At 41.2% G+C, this 16,883-nt stretch carries 17 protein-coding genes and 1 pseudogene; 5 read left to right on the top strand and 13 right to left on the bottom strand.

Annotation, left to right across the window (positions count from 1 at the left end; all coding sequences use genetic code 11):
- The first annotated feature begins 923 nt into the window (after window positions 1-923).
- A complete protein-coding gene (locus QZZ55_RS08025; RefSeq protein ID WP_293266804.1) occupies window positions 924-2,231 on the top strand; it encodes a cache domain-containing protein in 1,308 nt (435 codons plus the stop codon).
- Between the two features lie 5 nt (window positions 2,232-2,236).
- Window positions 2,237-2,638 (top strand): annotated as a pseudogene (locus tag QZZ55_RS08020) (GGDEF domain-containing protein); the annotation flags it as partial.
- Here QZZ55_RS08020 and QZZ55_RS08015 read toward each other — a convergent pair.
- A complete protein-coding gene (locus tag QZZ55_RS08015) occupies window positions 2,622-3,362 on the bottom strand; it encodes a sulfite exporter TauE/SafE family protein (protein WP_293266803.1) in 741 nt (246 codons plus the stop codon). The pseudogene QZZ55_RS08020 and the gene QZZ55_RS08015 overlap by 17 nt on opposite strands.
- A gap of 168 nt (window positions 3,363-3,530) precedes the next feature.
- Window positions 3,531-4,124, bottom strand: coding sequence for a TetR/AcrR family transcriptional regulator (locus QZZ55_RS08010; RefSeq protein WP_293266802.1), 594 nt, complete (start codon window positions 4,122-4,124; stop codon window positions 3,531-3,533).
- Between the two features lie 102 nt (window positions 4,125-4,226).
- Here QZZ55_RS08010 and QZZ55_RS08005 point away from each other — a divergent pair, with 102 nt between their 5' ends.
- Entirely contained in the window at window positions 4,227-4,766 is a 540-nt protein-coding gene (locus tag QZZ55_RS08005; protein ID WP_293266801.1) for a carboxymuconolactone decarboxylase family protein, read from the top strand.
- 63 nt (window positions 4,767-4,829) lie between these two features.
- Here the strand turns inward: QZZ55_RS08005 and QZZ55_RS08000 are convergent, their stop codons facing one another.
- Window positions 4,830-5,789 (bottom strand): helix-turn-helix domain-containing protein, encoded by a 960-nt coding sequence (locus tag QZZ55_RS08000; RefSeq protein WP_293266800.1) that lies wholly within the window; start codon window positions 5,787-5,789, stop codon window positions 4,830-4,832.
- Window positions 5,790-5,903: 114 nt separating this feature from the next.
- On the opposite strand from QZZ55_RS08000, the gene QZZ55_RS07995 reads away from it, so the two are divergent.
- Entirely contained in the window at window positions 5,904-6,458 is a 555-nt protein-coding gene (locus QZZ55_RS07995; RefSeq protein WP_293266799.1) for a cysteine hydrolase family protein, read from the top strand.
- Between the two features lie 98 nt (window positions 6,459-6,556).
- Here QZZ55_RS07995 and QZZ55_RS07990 read toward each other — a convergent pair whose 3' ends face one another.
- Window positions 6,557-7,582 carry an L-dopachrome tautomerase-related protein gene (locus QZZ55_RS07990; protein ID WP_293266798.1) on the bottom strand — a complete coding sequence of 342 codons (1,026 nt, stop codon included), beginning with the start codon at window positions 7,580-7,582 and terminating at the stop codon, window positions 6,557-6,559.
- Window positions 7,583-7,958: 376 nt separating this feature from the next.
- Between QZZ55_RS07990 and QZZ55_RS07985 the strand changes: the two genes are divergently transcribed.
- Complete coding sequence (locus QZZ55_RS07985) at window positions 7,959-8,648, top strand: hypothetical protein (RefSeq protein WP_293266797.1); 690 nt, start codon at window positions 7,959-7,961, stop codon at window positions 8,646-8,648.
- 20 nt (window positions 8,649-8,668) lie between these two features.
- Here QZZ55_RS07985 and QZZ55_RS07980 read toward each other — a convergent pair whose 3' ends face one another.
- The 9 genes from QZZ55_RS07980 to QZZ55_RS07940 form a co-directional block, all read right to left on the bottom strand.
- Window positions 8,669-9,091 carry a GNAT family N-acetyltransferase gene (locus tag QZZ55_RS07980; protein WP_293266796.1) on the bottom strand — a complete coding sequence of 141 codons (423 nt, stop codon included), beginning with the start codon at window positions 9,089-9,091 and terminating at the stop codon, window positions 8,669-8,671.
- A 150-nt stretch (window positions 9,092-9,241) separates the two neighbouring features.
- Window positions 9,242-9,376: a hypothetical protein gene (locus QZZ55_RS07975; protein WP_293266795.1), complete on the bottom strand. Its 135-nt coding sequence runs from the start codon at window positions 9,374-9,376 to the stop codon at window positions 9,242-9,244.
- Window positions 9,377-9,576: 200 nt separating this feature from the next.
- Complete coding sequence (locus QZZ55_RS07970) at window positions 9,577-11,265, bottom strand: SpoIIE family protein phosphatase (RefSeq protein ID WP_293266794.1); 1,689 nt, start codon at window positions 11,263-11,265, stop codon at window positions 9,577-9,579.
- A gap of 20 nt (window positions 11,266-11,285) precedes the next feature.
- Window positions 11,286-11,594 (bottom strand): STAS domain-containing protein, encoded by a 309-nt coding sequence (locus QZZ55_RS07965; RefSeq protein WP_293266793.1) that lies wholly within the window; start codon window positions 11,592-11,594, stop codon window positions 11,286-11,288.
- Between the two features lie 74 nt (window positions 11,595-11,668).
- On the bottom strand, window positions 11,669-12,859 hold the full coding sequence (locus QZZ55_RS07960; RefSeq protein ID WP_293266792.1) for a methyl-accepting chemotaxis protein: 1,191 nt from the start codon (window positions 12,857-12,859) through the stop codon (window positions 11,669-11,671).
- A 31-nt stretch (window positions 12,860-12,890) separates the two neighbouring features.
- Window positions 12,891-13,952 carry a chemotaxis response regulator protein-glutamate methylesterase gene (locus tag QZZ55_RS07955; protein ID WP_293266791.1) on the bottom strand — a complete coding sequence of 354 codons (1,062 nt, stop codon included), beginning with the start codon at window positions 13,950-13,952 and terminating at the stop codon, window positions 12,891-12,893.
- A gap of 18 nt (window positions 13,953-13,970) precedes the next feature.
- The gene (gene cheD, locus QZZ55_RS07950; RefSeq protein ID WP_293266790.1) at window positions 13,971-14,609 is read right to left on the bottom strand and encodes a chemoreceptor glutamine deamidase CheD; all 639 of its coding nucleotides are present in this window, start codon (window positions 14,607-14,609) and stop codon (window positions 13,971-13,973) included.
- 1 nt (window position 14,610) lies between these two features.
- Window positions 14,611-15,501, bottom strand: coding sequence for a protein-glutamate O-methyltransferase CheR (locus QZZ55_RS07945; RefSeq protein ID WP_293266789.1), 891 nt, complete (start codon window positions 15,499-15,501; stop codon window positions 14,611-14,613).
- A 1-nt stretch (window position 15,502) separates the two neighbouring features.
- Window positions 15,503-16,883 (bottom strand): methyl-accepting chemotaxis protein (locus QZZ55_RS07940; protein ID WP_293266788.1); only part of this gene is annotated, 1,381 nt, incomplete at its 5' end.

The following is a 16,883-nucleotide window of genomic DNA, read 5'->3' as shown; positions in this document are numbered from 1 at the left end:
AAAAAATAAGATTCAACTCTCAGTGATAAAATAAAAAGGTTCCATAAATAGTCCAAAACATATGTATGCCAAGGTTAACAAGCAAGTAATGACTCTAATCGAAGAGACGGCAACTTCAGAAATGACCGTTGTCAATTTATGGTTACCTGCTGCAGTTGTTAACCGTTTTTCCTTAACGCCACCTATTTTGTCTCTCTTTAATAATTATGCCTCATTTTCATCTATTGCTTGGCAACCCCAATCAGTTATAAACCCTCCTATTAGAACTTTCACTTTACCTACCGGCGTTCTTGTTTACGCTCTTTGTCTGATTTTATGTTGTGTATCTAAGCTTAGATTGTCTCTCGCTGCCGCATATTTTATGAGCTGGTTTATTATAAGAATTCACTATTGGTAAAACTATAAAAACCTAAACAGATTATAATGTGAGCTTTCATCATTTGCGCCAGATGTTGAGTTAGCCTATATAGGCAGCGAACAACAACTTACTGCAAGAGGTATAGCACCTATAGCCGTCAGGGCCTTAGCTTACATTCCCCTTAAAAAGCATCACGACAATACATTTTCATCATTTAATTTAACAGCTAAAAGCACAAACAAACTAAGCTCACGTGTGCCTTTTTAATATCACTATTAATTTATTTCCTTGCACACCTGATTCTACCAAGATCAGCAATCGTAAATATATTTAAAAATATATCATGATAATATTTTTTTATCTTTTTGGTAATGAATAGTACTTTCTAAAAAAGAGGCCTAACTCCACAAAGCCAGAAAGTAACCATTCACATTACATGGGTATAATAGCTATCACATGACTTATTTAAAGACTTAAAGGAAAAATGTCTTAATATAGTAACGATACACGATATAATCAGCAGGATTAGATTTATCGCCAGCTCGCATAATTGGAATAACTTGAGATGTCTGCAACCAAAACTAATTTCCGGTCGCTGAAAGCAACGCTAATTTTTCCATATGTCTTTCTGATCGTTCTTCTTACGATCACTATCGGTCTGCTCTCCTACTGGGCAGGCAGCAATACCGTCTCACGTCTTTCAGAACGTCTTTCATTAGAAATGGTAGAACGTATAGGTCAAGCAGTAGATCATCATATGTATGGCTCTAGTGCTGTTTTAGAAGCAGCTTTCCCAGTAGGCCTAACCGCTTCAGATGATATTAGCACTGAGCTGGATGCTATGCGCACTCGCTTTTGGACTGCCACTACGTTACATACGGACCCTAACGATTACGTCTATTACGGCAACCTTGCGGGTCAATCTTTTGGCCTTAGACAACTCAATGATGCAGAAGCAGAGATACGTATTAAAACAGACCCGAGTAAACCTCGCCGCTACCTGCGTCTAAACAGTATTAACGGAAAAACCAAGCAGGTTTCAACAGAGACTAATATTTTTGATCCTCGTACACGCCCTTGGTTTAGCTCACAGAAAAAAAATGCAACGCAACATATGTGGACATCCGTTTACGTAGATTTTTCTACTGAAGATTTAGTGGTAACGCGTGCCCGCCAAGTACTTTCCCATATGGGGAATTTCACCGGTGTAGTCGCTACAGATGTTTCGTTATTAAAACTCAATCAATTTATTTCAAATATTGAAGTTAGCGATCGTGGACTAGCATTCTTAGTAGAGAGTAACGGGGATCTTTTAGCGGCGTCTAATATTCCTAATGTTCAAATAAAAAGCAACGGAAAGATGGCTCGCATGGATGTAGATGATTCCGGTGATGCCCTTATTAAATCAACTTATCAGGTTCTTCTTCCAGAAATTGCTAAAAACAAAAACCGCTCATCCACAGGCACACTAACTTTTACAGATACATACGGTGAGAAAATAAATGTCGCCTACAAACACATAACTGATAATGCAGGCTTAGACTGGATTGCCGTAATAGCTGTACCCAATGCTGATATTCTGACAGGCGTAACACAACAAGTTTACATGGTGTTGATATTAGGTGTTGTCGCTGTGGTGTTCGCCATTTTACTAGGCTTAATGATTTTGATGAGGTTTACCCGAGATTTAACATCGCTGGCTCATGCCGTTATTGAAAATGGAGAACCAGAGCTGTCAAACATCACATTACAACGTACAGATGAAATAGGGGTATTAGCACGCTCCTTAATGGAGATGCGACGCGATTTACTGACTGACTCACAGGAACTGCAAACCGTGCCGCTCTTGAATTATTTTTCTCTCAATTACTAAAACCAGGCTCACAAGCCTCTGCCCCCTCTTTTGCATTACTCTTTATTGATTTAGATAATTTCAAGCAGCTTAATGACCAATTTGGTCATGATAAAGGCGATGAGGCATTAATTGAGGTAGCACAACGTTTTGAAGCCTTAATGAGGCCACAAGACCTTCTGGCACGCATAGGAGGAGACGAATTTGTCGTTGTTCTATCTGATCATATTAGCTTGCCGTCAACCGAAACCATTAAAAACCGCTTTGAAACGGCTCTTATCCAACCTTTAGAGTGTTTATTGCCCGATAGCACACTTCGCCTACACCCATCCATTGGCATTGCCGTATACCCAGAAGAAGGAAGCGACCTCAAGTCGCTACTAAAAGCCGCTGATATGAGAATGTATCAAGCTAAAAATGACCGATAGCAGCACGCACGAGGCCTATTAAGGATAACAAAATCAGTAAGCCTATAACGGCACGCTTCAGACGCTTCTCCGATACAAGCACGAATAACTTCCCACCGAAATGAACCCCTATAGTCATAGGGACTATCATCAGGGCACTCATGACTACTAACGATTGAGTAAACAATCCATGGCCCGATGCACTCAATATGAAAACAATATCTGTTCCAAAAAAGAACAATACCAAGGTGGCACGCAAAGATGCCATACTTAGATTCATCGCAGTAAGAAAAGTAGCGACGGGCAAGCCTCCCACTGCAGCGGCACCATTGCAAACCCCAGATAATAAACCCAGAGAAAGGTATGTCGTAGGCCCACGCCGACCACGGTATTGCCAGCCACTAGCTAATAATCCGCTTAAGACTAGTATCATTAACGACAACAATAAGCGTATGGTGTCAGCAGGCAATATTACTAATACATAAACACCTAACGGCGTAGCAATTGTGGCTCCAATCATAAGGTAAGTTAAGATTTTTCGCTCGGCATCACGCCATGTGGTAATGGCCATATGAATACTGGCAACTATCTCCAGTATTGCCAGCATAGGCACAACAATTGTAGGGTCAAGAAATAGCGTAGAAGATGCAACCACCAACGCAGAAAAACCAAACCCAATGCACCCACGCACTACGCCAGCAATAGCTATTATTACTGTAAGTAAAAGCCATTCTATTGGCGTCATACAGCTACTCCATATCTCAGAAAGTATGCATCTACTCTTCTGTTATTATTGTTATTTTCAAGCCAGTGTTAACAATATAAAGGAGAGGAGTAAGTACCAGCTAACATCAGGATATAGAACCACACACTCTGATTATAAATGCCTTCATAAGTGCATCTGAGATAATCGTTAAACCATAGGGGCCTTTAGCATGTTGAAAATATCTTCAATCAGCTTTTCAACAGCAGCAACATCATCGCTAGTACGCAAATAGGTGCGCAGACCTATCATTTGTACTTGGATATACTTGGCTAATGCCTGTGGATCAGCATTAGCAAAAAGCTCACCCTGCTCATGCGCTTCTTGAAGTACACGAGCGAAACTTTGTTCACCTTTTTTCATAAGTAGTTGGCTTTCCTGTAGCAGCTCCGGGCTGCTATCAGTTAGCTCAGCTACTGCCTTTACCAATAAACACATATCACTTGGTGCAACACTACGATTACTAACGACTACGCAATAAATAAACGCTTGTAACCCCGCTAAAGGAGAGCCTTGTTGCTGAATTTTCTCTTGAAGTAATGCATACGTGTTGGCTGAGTAACATCTGAGGGCTTCTTTAAACAAGCCCTCCTTACTACCAAAAGCACTATAAATACTACCAGGGCGCATATCTACAGCCTGCTGAAGGTCGCGCGTAGATGTGCCATTAAAGCCTTTTTCCCAGAAAAGCAGCATCGCTTTATTTATTACATCAGCACGATCGTATTTAGCAATATTTGCCATTATAAGTTCCAATTTGAGCAATTGTTCAATTTTAACTTGAACAGTCGATCAAAATCAAATAACCTTAAATTATTGAACAAACGATCAAAATAGGAACCCCCAATGAACAACCTTACCGTCCATACTCGCGAAACTGCTCCTGAACAAAGCAAGACTCTTCTAGACAACTCCATTAAAGCCTTTGGTTCTATTCCAAGCCTACATGGCGTTATGGCCGAGTCACCTGAAGCGCTTGAAGCATACCAACTTCTTCATAAACTTTTCCAAGCAACCTCTTTAAATGCAGAAGAATTGACCGTTGTATGGCAGACAATCAATGTTGAACACGGCTGCCACTACTGTGTTCCAGCGCATGCCGCTATTGCCAAAATGATGAAAGTGGACGATGCCCTAACTGATGCGTTACGCAACCGCGCTCCGATGCCGACACCTAAACTACAAGCATTGCACGACACCACGTTACTCATCGTCCGCAACCGAGGTTTAATCTCAGAAGCTGAGGTACAAAACTTCTACGATGCAGGCTATACCCAAAAGCAGTTATTAGAAATAGTATTAGGTTTAGCCCAAAAAATCATGAGCAACTACATTAATCACCTAGCTGACACACCTCTTGATGAGCGCTTCGCTGCTTTTATATAGTTTTTAAAGTATGAACCCAGCAAGCTATAAAAACCGGCCGCTACTGCCGGTTTTTTATTAGTGTCAATGTGCAAAGCGATTTCTAAATTCACGTGGTGTTAGCCCCATCGTTTTAATAAAAACTTTACGAAATGCGCTAACGTCTTCATAGCCCACCTTTGTTGCGATAAGCTCTATACTATCGTAGCTGCTTTCAATTAAGTCACATGCTTTTTGTATACGTAGCTGCTGTAAGTACTGGCTAGGCTTCAACTCGGTTGCTTTAACAAAACGCCGTAAAAAAGTACGCTCCCCTAAGCAACTTAATACCGCTAATTCACTCATTGAAATATTTCTAGCAAAATTAACCTGCAAATAATGCTGCACATTGAGTACGACTTGATCTCCATGGTTTAGTGCTGGCACAAAACTACGATAGTAGCGTTGTTCTCGTGAACCTGTGTCAACAATCAAATACTTCCCTAATAATCGCATGATCCGTGGCTGAGTAAACTGAGCCACTAGCTCCAGACCTAAATCTAACCACGCCATAAGGCCTCCCGCAGTAATAAGGTCAGTATCGTTTATCAAAATCTTATTACTATCCAAATCTACTGCGGGGTAAGTCTTATTAAAGCGCTCAGTTAACCCCCAATGTGTTGTCGCCGGCCGCTGGTCTAGCAGCCCACAAGAAGCCAAAATAAAAGCCCCGGCGCATACTGAGCAAAGTATCACCCCTTGCGCACGCTGCTGTAGTAACCATTGCTTCAGTGTTTGAGCGGGGTTGATGTAGTACTCACCTTCCAAAGAAGGAGGAAGAATCACTGCCTGAAATGGATTACTCGATTGCTCCTCCTTCACTGAAAGCTCTTTAGTTAAAAACATTGAGATCTGTTCAACATTGTATATGTCTATATCAAAAACAATATCTAGTTGTTGCTGAGCACAGATACGATTTGCCGCAATAAACACCTCTCTAAGACCTTGCACAGCAGACTGCAGCGCACCTGGGTAATCAATAATTCCTATATGAATTCGGCCCATTGTCAGTTTTAACCTTTTATATGCCTGTTATGACTCCAGTATATCGACCTACTTTTTAAGATAATAGTCACAACATCTCAAAACAAACGACACAATAAAACAGGAAAAGCACTTATGTCCCATACAGCACTATTATTAATCGACTTTCAAAACGACTACTTTTCAGAAGGGAAATGGCCACTCAGTGGTGCTGAAAAAGCAGTAGAGCAAGGCGCGAAACTACTGACAGAATTTCGTAACCAAGACTTGCCTATCGTGCATGTTCGCCATGAATTTTTAACAGCTGATGCGCCATTTTTTTTAGAAGGATCAGAGGGTGCTAACATTCATCACTCCGTAATCCCATCAGAAAATGAGGCGGTTATTCTCAAGCACAAACCTAATAGCTTTCGTGATACAGAGCTTCAAGAGGTGCTTAAAAAACTGAATGTAAAAAAACTGATTGTTGTTGGTGCAATGAGCCATATGTGTATCGACGCAGGCGTTCGCGCTGCCGTAGATTTAGGCTATGAGGTATCAGTGGCACATGATGCTTGTGCTACACGTGATCTAGAATTTAATGGAACAACAGTACCTGCTGCCCATGTACATGCAGCGTTTATGGCGGCTCTCAGCTCGTCATATGCCAGCATCAACAGCACTGAAGAATTATTAAAGAATATTACATAAACGCGAGCAATGTTAACGAGTATCCTTATCCCACTGTAGTACCTCACTGCAGATTAAAATCACATGGCTGTATGCTTCAGCCATGTGATTTTCTTACACTAGCGCCCCGTTTTTCCTTCGGCTAATGCTTTCACTCTAACCAATTGATAAGGGCCTACACCGTCATCAACTCCTTGATTTAGCGCTGCACTACGATTGAGTTGATTAACCGTTGCATATATATACCCATCAGGACCAAACGATAAGCCATCCGGCCATGATTGAGCTTTATCTAGCGATGCTAAAAGCTGATAACCTTTAGGTGTTGTTACCCCAATGGCATTGCTCTCAATATCTGTAATATAGACATTTTGTGCACCATCAACGCTGATCCCATCTGAATAAGGTTTAGGCCCATACTTTTCAATACTACTCTCAACGGTTTGGCTATCTCCATCAAAACTTAATGCTGGCACTCTATATATACTTTTCCCGTGCAAAGCACCAAAGTATACCCAAGTGTAGCTAGGGTCGATGGTTATGGGGTTAAGTGCAAAACCATTAGGAAAATCAGGCATCATCGAAGGATGATTCTCAGCAAGACGTTTAGCCTTTCCAGAAACAAGGTCAACCACGATAAAAGCAGGTATAGGTGCGCTTTTTAAGTCACCTTGCGTCATGTCCGCAATAATAATGCGGTTTCGTTTTTGATCTAACGCAAAATCTTGAAGGAAGCTTGTCGGTAATAAAACGGACTCTGGCAGGACTATCTTTTTAGCTTGCTTATCATGCTTCGTATCCCACCCCGTTAATACTCTTTTACCTAAATCGAGAATCCATGCAATACCATTGTCATCCGTTCTTATCGCGATAACTGCTTGAGCCTCTGAACCTTTTCCCATTGAAAATGATTCATTGGGGTAAGGAACCAAGGTGCCAATAGCATTCAACTCTACAACTTTAAGTGCAGGATGATCCAGCGGGTGAATACTCAGTAATATACGCCCCTCTGGCGTAATCGATGGGTTACCCGGACGCTGATCAAACTCAGCAATAACCTCAACCTGTGGAACCTCGGCAAATATAGAATTTGAAAAGCTAACAACGAGAGCAACACTTGCTGCTAGTAAAGCACGTTTGTACATTGTAATAATCCTACTTTCATTGAAAGAGGTACATTGTTACTCAATATTTACTCGCCAAAAACAGCATAATAAAATAATTAGTTTCAAATTATTTTTGAATATCATAATTATTAAACAACTGTTAATGAAGCCTGATAATCTCAACTAAAACCTTATTTAGCCCCAACTTAACTGCATTTTCGGCATTTCTTAACGGCTTATCTATTCATCATCCATAAAGCCTAATAGTGCCTCTATAAACGCTGCGGTACTTTGTCACTTATACAGACTTGTTTCGGGCATATATCTCTTGCTACATTCTATTCATACAAACGTTCGTAACAAGAGTACTTATAAAATCGAACCACACGTTCTTTACGCCCTCACGGAGGATGCGATGGCCTTTAAAAAACGCTTTTGGATAGCACTTACATCTTTAATTGTCCTACCTGCTATCGTTTTAATCGCAGGTATTTATCAGTTTAATTTCACTAACAACGATATTTATATTGAGTTAGCCGATGGTGAAGTAGTGGAATACGATCAATTAATGCGCGAAGCAGAAGAAATGGGATACTCGAAAGTCATGCTATCGTTGTTCAGCATCCGTACTTTAGAAGACTTTACTCTCTTTCTACCTCGGAAAACGGACACACTTACACCTGTCCTGCTAACAGATATAAAGAAACAAGAAATGCAACGCTGGGCTACCGGTAAATACTCAATGGATGAAAAGAGCGGCAATATCGACCTTAACTATGACACTATCCAAACCATCAATGTAGGCATTGAAGATAACAAAAGAGTATTTACCGCCCCCTTTAGTGTTTCAAGCCAGACGTCAAATCCACTTTTCTATCTTGGGCTCTTCATACATGATACCCAGGAGCACACGATCAAACATGTCGATAGTGTTTTCATTGATGAAAGCATCAATATTCTTACCATTGAACCCGGTCATCAAAAGAAGTTTGTAAGCATCACATTCAATAGGGGAGATGATAGTAAAGAAACTGAAAGCTCACAGTCTATGACGATCGAAAAACAGTATCAGATCGCCATCAATCCAACGCGCTTTACAAAATAATGACTCTAGTCACAATATAACTAAACGAGAGGCATACCCATTAATATGACTTTCTCTTCATGATGGTTGTAGCGCGTTAGTAATTTTTGCAAAGAAACTGGGGCTTGCTCTACTAACCTGAACCCTTGTTTTTGATAGAAAGCTTCAAGGTATAAATAAGGGAAGCAATAACAACCTTCTATATCGCCTGACAGCTTGAGTGCATGTAACAATTGACTACCGATACCTTGCTGACGCAAACACTCTTCTATCCATACTCCGCGCAATATACTTAACCCTGCGTTATGGCAAAACCTTGCGGCACCTATAATTTGTGCATCGCTATCAACCACAACCCAAACTCGATCAGTGCTTTTTACTTTCCCCTTGTAGTTGTTTCGTTTATAAAACTGAGATAACTCTTGTTGTTGAGCTTGCTTATATAATTGAATTTCATAATCCATAGCAAATACCCTGCAAGACCATTCTTATAAGCTCTCTAGTATACCCGCAGGGTCACCTCTTCTATTTTATAAAAAGAGCATCACTATAAGTTAGTGCTTGTTCTTAAAACAAAAAAACCCGCAAGAGCGGGTTTTTTTCGAATATGAAAACTACTTCTTAGGCTGATCATTACTCATCAAATGACGAATTTTTATGAAGCCCCATACCATCGCCGCTATCATTCCTGCAACGCCGACCAAGCTAGGCCAAAGAGTTTCAAATACATAGGGATCAATACCGAACATAACCATCACCTCATAGAGAATTCTTTATCTTTGGAGACAGATTACACGGCTACACATTAGAAAAAATTGATATAGCTCAACCTTTATTATCAATTCCATGAATATCGATGCAAATATTTGATATCTATCAATTTTTTCACTTCGCCTCTTTTGATAGATGGTCCAAACACTGATTTAGATCAATATTTTAAATATACCTTCTAACCTCGCCATGCATATTCAGCGCTGACCTTAGTCCCGTCATAACTATATTCCAAAGACTGGCATAATTCTTTTACTAACATAATACCTCTGCCGGACAGGCCTGGATTCTCGTAATTGGGTCCTGATATTTTTTCTAGCCAGTGGGCATGATCAAATCCAACGCCACTATCATTCACTGTGATTTTCAACATGCTTTCTTGCTGTAACTTAACAATAGACATAGCAATACTCACATAATGATCATTATCCAGATGAAGTAAGCCCTCCTCACGCTGGGCAAAGTACTCTGAAAAACCTTCAGCGGACGACTTCAAAGAAGAAGGGAGCTTTAACACTCCATGGTCAAGCGCATTCACGAAAAGCTCCGTTAAAATAGTGAAAACATCTTGCCACTGTTCACTTGGTCCTTCCACTTCTTGGAGTTGACTTATCGCAATAGCAACAGGATTAACCACCTTTAGGTTTCCTCCTTGCAAACGAATGCTCCACGTCCAACCTGCGCTGTCTTCTTCGGATGTATCAACCTGACTTACCAGTGGAAGCACTGCTTCTTGCTCTAAAGGAAAGCTAATCTTGCCAGGTATTTCGATAAGCGAGATATCATCATCTTGCTCGTAATCTCTTAAAAATGAGTCTACAGAGCGCATAATTCTACCGATTATATTACCTTCACGTGAACCAAGTTTTACTGCCCACAACAACCGTTGTTCACCAAAGTACTCATCATCATTGCTACGTGCTTCAAGCACGCCATCACTCATTAAAAGAATTTTTTCGTCTGGCTCTACCTGAATAAGCCTAATGTTCAAATCAGGTAATTGAGGAACTATCCCCAAAGGAGGGTCCCCAGACTCTATCCGCAGCCGCACCTCACCATCAGAAGACAGCACAAAAATATCCGGCATACCCCCATTCCAAATTTTGCACTGACCGTTTGGAGAAAGAGTCACCATATCTGCTGCTAAAAACAAACCAGTTGGAAGAATAGAATGAAGCTTTCGGTTTATTTGTGTCAATATCTGTTCTGCTTCATACCCTTTACTTGTCATTGCTCTAAAAGTTTCAGCTAAAGGGAGTGCTCCAACTACCGACGTTAATCCATGCCCCGTGAAGTCGCCCAACAAAATATTAATATCACCATTGGGTCGGCGCGCCGTTATTTGCACATCGCCACTGAAGGTAGATGCAGCTCTTTTATGTATCTTAATTTGATCAAACGTTACATTGCCCTTATCCACAGCGTTACTGAAAATTTCTTCAGCAACATTATGTTCATGGCGCCTTATGGATTCTAAGCGTTGTACGTTTTGGTAAAGATCCCTAATACGTTGGATAGCCGTGATTTTTGCTTGCAGAACTTCACACGAAAAAGGTCTATGAATAAAATCATCTCCCCCCGTTTCTATACTGCGACGAATAACCTCGTTATCACCTACACCGCTAATCATAATGACAGGCACAAAAGTATCGCCGGCGGCTTGTTTAATTAAACGTGTTGCCTCGATGCCATCCATATTTGGCATTTCAATATCCATCAATACCAATGATGGAAGGTTCTGCTGGAACATTTCTACCGCTTCCAACCCATCGGTTGCCTGAACTACATCCAGACCAATACTTGTCAGCATTTCCTGCAAGATTTGGCGGTTTGTTGCTTTATCGTCAACAACCAATACTTTATCCATGGAACAGCAACCTAGGTAGGTTAATTTTCAATCGTTACAAAGCGGTCAAAATTGGCAATTTTCAATATTTTTTCAACGGCAGGGTTCGGCTTAGAAATAATGACACTGCCGCCCTGCTTTTCTGCATGCTCCTTGAGCAGCAGCACCATTCCCAAAGCAGAACTATCCATATAGGTTGCTTGACTCAAATCTAAAGAATAGATAACACCGGGGCTCGTCACCGCTCGGTAACTATCTCTGAAAGATTGATGTAAGCCATAATCAAATCGATCCGTGATATTGATCATGACACGCTTTTTATCATTGGATACTGTACTGCTGATTGGCATAGTTATTTCTCGTATTCAAAACAACATTAATATTCTTCACTACGTCACCGGAAAAACCATTTAACGATCATGCTTTAGAAAACTTCAGCGCCACCTGCTTTCATACCTGTTTGTGTCACAGAGCGGTTAACAGTATTCGATTGTTTTTGACGTAATGTACGACAACCGTCTAACAGGGTATTTAACTGCACTCCTGCTTGTTTATCGTTCTGGAATTTCACTTGATTTAGCTGCTTAGCTATTTGACTCAATACTTGAGAATTTTGGCTTATGCTAGCTAGCGCTTGTGATGAGATATCTTCAAATTGCAAAGACCTAACTGCATCATTAATTGCACTATCTAATTGCTCACCCAGCTCAGAAATCATTTCTGTTTGCTCTGTTACAGCATTGTAGATTCCTGCAACGCTCGCCAATTGGTTACCAACCTTTTCTTTCGTTTCAAGTGTTTCCGATATATCAGTTGAGGCAATCTTATCAACCGTTGTGTGTAAAGTCGTAATGGTTTCTTTCGCTCGCGTTATGCGCTCACGAATTTGATGGTTTAGATTCGCTGAACTAATTGATAAGGAACGAACTTCATCAGCGACAACAGCAAAGCCACGCCCCGCATCTCCTGCGCGCGCGGCCTCTATACTTGCATTTAATGCTAATAAGTTAGTTTGAGAAGCTAAGCCTTCTACATTCTCAATTAATGTAAATATGCTATCGAGCTGCTCTACCATATCATCTATATGATGGACCGTTTCTAAACTATTGCGGCTCATTGTCATCATCATATCGACAAATTGATCGAGAATGCTGCCAGTTTCAAATAAGAACAACGTCATATTAAACTGACCATCATCACCCTGCTTTTCGTTCTTATCAGTCTTGTTTATAAGTTCATGTGTTAACTCTCGCTGCTGGCTTGAAATAGTATGTATGCTTTGAAAACTATCTCCTACTACCTGTACAGCTTCTTTAATGATTCCATCAACTCGTGAGGCTTCTTGTTGAATAGCTGATACTTCATGGTTTATGACTTGCTCTATTTGATCAAAAACTGGATACAGCAACGCCTTGTCTTCTGCCCTTGCCTTCTCATTACTCGTATAGCCAGCATTCACTGCATTTTTTCTTGTTAAAAGATAACCAACCCATAGAGTGCCAAGAAATAAACCTACTTCAGCCCCCCAGCGCATAGAGGTGCTCCCTATCCCCTCAGCAACGACCAGCAGTAACAATGATAAAGCTAAAATAACTAATCCAATATTCTTGTTCATTATCTTGCCTACTTTTCAGATATCGGTATTTTCATGATGCTTTTAGGTAATGTACTAATGCCTGTGAAATTCTATTCAATGGTAAAACCTCTGATACGGCCCCCAACTTAACAGCAGAACCGGGCATTCCCCAGATCAAGCTACTCTCTTCGTCTTGAGCAATCGTATGAGCACCAGCATTCCTTAGTCGCAACATTCCATTAGCGCCATCACTGCCCATTCCGGTTAACAGTACAGCGATTACACACTCCGCTTTTGTCGATATTAACGAATCAAACAATACATCGACTGCAGGCTTATGCCGGTTTACGAAATCACTATCTTCTATTCGACAAATTAAGGAGGCCCCTTCACGCTCAACTTTAAGATGGCGTCCCCCCTGCGCAAAATAAGCAACCCCTGCCTCAAGCCTCAACCCATCTGTGGCTTCCACTACGGAGATTTCACTCGTCTTATCAATACGGTTTGCTAAACGGGCACTAAAAGAAGGCGATATATGTTGGGCTATTACAATCGGAGGCATATTAACCGGTAGCACAGAAAGAATTTCCTGTAATGCTTCTGTCCCTCCGGTCGAAGCTCCCATAGCAATAACGCACTGTTTAGATGCATTATCTACTCTCAGTGTTTTTTGTTCTGATAACGCTATTGGTTGCTGCGAAGGACGCAAACTCAGGGCTATTTTATTCTTTAAGCTAGCGGCTGCTTTTAACTTCTCTTTTAATTCTTCTGCAAAATCTTCCATTGCCATGCCTTTCGCTCCCATGAGCGGCTTAGGCATGTAATCAACAGCACCAATTGATAACGCTTGTAGTGTTTCATCCGTTCCTTTAGCCGTGAAGGTTGACAGCATAATGACTGGCAACGGATGCAACCTCATTAAATTACGTAAAAAAGTTATGCCATCCATCTTTGGCATTTCAATATCAAGTGTCAGCACGTCTGGTTTTAACGCTTTGATCATCTCCCGCGCTTCATAAGGATCATTAGCCGTACCAACAACATCAAAAGCGCTATCATTTGATAACACTTCGCTTATTACATGGCAGATGAGAGCCGAATCATCAATAATCAACACTTTAACGCAGCTCATATTTTTATCCCTCCGTGGTCAAAATAATTCAACGTCACCCCCGACAGGCTTTGCAGCTAACTGTTCTTTAAGTTTACTCTCTACAGCCAATAGTTTTTTGTTATGTAACGTTGCCAATTTTTTTACAAGTAAACGCCCTTGCTGAGGTAAATACACAACATTTCGGGGATGAGGGCCTCCAGCATCAACCGACGCGATATCAAATCCTTCATCAATAAGATATTGGGTAACAAACTTAACATTTTGCTCTCCAATATCGCTCATACCTTGAACCATCCGTCCACCGCCCGTAATTTTTATTTCCAAGCGTTCTTTTACACCGCCAAATTTCATTATGGTATTAATCAACATCTCCATAGCATTCGCACCATAACGCGCAGAGTCGGACCAATCAGATGACTTATTACTCATAGAGGAAGGCAATATGAAATGATTCATACCTCCAATACCTGTCACTGGATCTCTAATACATGCAGCAACACATGAACCAAGAATCGTGGTAATGGCTTCGTTATTACGCGTAACATAGTACTCGCCAGGTTTAACTTTTACGGCAAAGCAATTTCGTTGCTGGAGCCAATATCGGTTAAAATGCTCAAAGCCAGACAAAGCAGGAAATGGGCTTTCATTCATAGACCTGAGATCACTGGCATTCATATCAGTAAACCTTCTGATAGATAGTATTGCCAATCAAAGTAAACCTATCCGTTAAGCGAAAAGGTGACTCAGAATGCCCCACAAAAAGATAACCACCTGGCGCTAGCAAATCTGCCATTCGATTAAGAAGTTCAGTCTGAGTTTCTTTATCAAAATAGATCATTACGTTTCGACAAAAAATCACATCCAAAGGCCCTTTCATCGGCCATGTATGCATAAGATTTAGCTCTTTAAACGTCACCATATCTCGAAGCTGATCTGAGATTTTTACCATGCCGGTAAACTGACCCCGCCCTTTTCTAAAAAAGCGAGTTTTAAACACTTGCGACATGGCATCTATACGGTCGGTGCCATACATGCCTGCTTGAGCAATATTTAATACATCTGAATCGATATCTGTCGCGAGTATTTTTATATCCCATTCACGCAAGTTAATATCCGACATGTTGAAAGTCATCGCTAAACTATAAGGCTCTTCTCCCATAGAGCAGCCTGCTGACCACACTCTAATTCGCCGAGATCCATTAGCACCTACATTAGGAACAACAATATTTTTTAAAAACTCAAAGTGATGACTTTCCCTGAAAAAAGCAGTCAGGTTTGTTGTCAGCGCATTTACAAAAAGCGAAAACTCTTCTGCATGTTTTTCTAGATACGAGAAGTAGGCATTAAACCCACTGAGTGATAAAGCCCTAATGCGCCTAACGAGACGGTTATACACCATATCCTTTTTGTAATCAGATAAGGAAATTCCTGAATGAACATAAAGTTTACTTCGTATAATTTCAAAATCTTCATCGGTAAAAACAAATTCTCGCGCCGATAATTCATTAGCATCAACTACCGCCATTTTTTCAATGCCCTTACGAATCATCGATGCACTTTCATCCACCTTAAAACTCTTCCCACTCAGTATCATCGGGTGTTTCTTTCATCAAAATAGGCTCACTTTTATATGAACCTATTACCGGTACATCGATAGCCTTATCTGCCTCTAAATGCTTTGTTTTCCAACGCTGATTCTTGATGTTAATCTCGGGCAAATGTGTAACTTTTGATGAAGTCACGTTAGCGACTTTGAATACGTTAACGAGATGCTGTAGCTGCTGGGCCTGCTCATCCATCGACTCTGAAGCCGCTGCTACTTGTTCGACCAGTGCCGCATTTTGCTGCGTCCCCTCATCCATTGTAGTGACAGCTACATTCACTTGTTCGATGCCATTTGCCTGCTCTCGGCTGGCTTGTGCTATTTGGTGAATAATCGAAGACACTTTCGAAACACCCTGCATAATTTCAGCTAAAGCTCGTCCAGACTCATCAACATAGTGTCCACCTTCTTCTACCTTTTCTACGCTATCGCTAATCAAGAGCTTAATTTCTTTCGCAGCACTCGCACTGCGCTGAGCCAGATTACGCACCTCTGCAGCGACAACAGCAAAGCCTCGACCCTGTTCACCCGCTCTAGCCGCTTCTACTGCCGCATTAAGTGCGAGTAAGTTTGTTTGGAAAGCAATTTCATCAATAACACCGATAATTTCTGCAATTTTTTTAGAGCTCTTACTAATATCGCCCATTGAATTGACCACTTTTTCAGAAATTACACTCCCATCATCGGCAAGGGTTTTTGCTTGCTCTGCTAATCGACTCGCTTCTTGGGCGTTAATAGCGTTCTGCTTCACGGTCCCTGTCATCTGCTCCATACTCGCTGCCGTTTCCTGCAAGCTGGTCGCCTGGCTTTCAGTACGCTGGCTTAACGTTGCATTACCATGCGCAATTTCAGAGGCACCCGTTGTAATATTAGCGCCCGCTGAACGAATCTCACTGACCATATCTTGCAGTTTATTCATCGAGGTATTCAGTGCTTCATTTAACTCTGCATACTCTCCCGAGAAATTACCTTCCATATTTTGCGTTAAATCACCTTCTGCCAAAGCCATCAATACACGTTTAGCTTCTCTCACCGGCTCAACAACAGCATCCAGCATATCATTAACGCCAGTCGCTACATTTTTCATAAACCCTTCGTAGGCCGCATCATCTAATCGCTGGCTCAAATTCCCACTTGAAGCATCTTGAATCAGTCTTTCAATTGCTTCTTCCGCTTTTAGCTGGTCCGTTAGATCTTTCCACTCAATCACTGTGCCCAAACGCTCTTTATCAGGAGAATATACTGGGTTCGCCAATAAAATAAACGTTCGTCCACCTACACTGATGCGGCTTTCAAATGATTCTTTTAATGCTTCTAATAACCGCTGTTGGTGATCAGGATTTGCG

The organism is Neptunomonas sp. (genome assembly GCF_016744175.1).
GTDB lineage: Bacteria > Pseudomonadota > Gammaproteobacteria > Pseudomonadales > Balneatricaceae > Neptunomonas.
Note: the sequence above shows the minus strand (reverse complement) of the source record. Positions and strands in the feature narration are given on the sequence as shown.

Coding starts and splice junctions, on each gene's coding strand:
- QZZ55_RS07985 (WP_293266797.1), top strand. CDS start 7,959: ATGGCCTTTAAAAAACGCTTTTGGATAGCACTTACATCTTTAATTGTC.
- QZZ55_RS07980 (WP_293266796.1), bottom strand. CDS start 9,091: ATGGATTATGAAATTCAATTATATAAGCAAGCTCAACAACAAGAGTTA.
- QZZ55_RS08015 (WP_293266803.1), bottom strand. CDS start 3,362: ATGACGCCAATAGAATGGCTTTTACTTACAGTAATAATAGCTATTGCT.
- QZZ55_RS07970 (WP_293266794.1), bottom strand. CDS start 11,265: ATGGATAAAGTATTGGTTGTTGACGATAAAGCAACAAACCGCCAAATC.
- QZZ55_RS08005 (WP_293266801.1), top strand. CDS start 4,227: ATGAACAACCTTACCGTCCATACTCGCGAAACTGCTCCTGAACAAAGC.
- QZZ55_RS08025 (WP_293266804.1), top strand. CDS start 924: ATGTCTGCAACCAAAACTAATTTCCGGTCGCTGAAAGCAACGCTAATT.
- QZZ55_RS07955 (WP_293266791.1), bottom strand. CDS start 13,952: ATGAGCTGCGTTAAAGTGTTGATTATTGATGATTCGGCTCTCATCTGC.
- QZZ55_RS07960 (WP_293266792.1), bottom strand. CDS start 12,859: ATGAACAAGAATATTGGATTAGTTATTTTAGCTTTATCATTGTTACTG.
- cheD (WP_293266790.1), bottom strand. CDS start 14,609: ATGAATGCCAGTGATCTCAGGTCTATGAATGAAAGCCCATTTCCTGCT.
- QZZ55_RS07995 (WP_293266799.1), top strand. CDS start 5,904: ATGTCCCATACAGCACTATTATTAATCGACTTTCAAAACGACTACTTT.
- QZZ55_RS07965 (WP_293266793.1), bottom strand. CDS start 11,594: ATGCCAATCAGCAGTACAGTATCCAATGATAAAAAGCGTGTCATGATC.
- QZZ55_RS08010 (WP_293266802.1), bottom strand. CDS start 4,124: ATGGCAAATATTGCTAAATACGATCGTGCTGATGTAATAAATAAAGCG.
- QZZ55_RS07990 (WP_293266798.1), bottom strand. CDS start 7,582: ATGTACAAACGTGCTTTACTAGCAGCAAGTGTTGCTCTCGTTGTTAGC.
- QZZ55_RS08000 (WP_293266800.1), bottom strand. CDS start 5,789: ATGGGCCGAATTCATATAGGAATTATTGATTACCCAGGTGCGCTGCAG.
- QZZ55_RS07975 (WP_293266795.1), bottom strand. CDS start 9,376: ATGTTCGGTATTGATCCCTATGTATTTGAAACTCTTTGGCCTAGCTTG.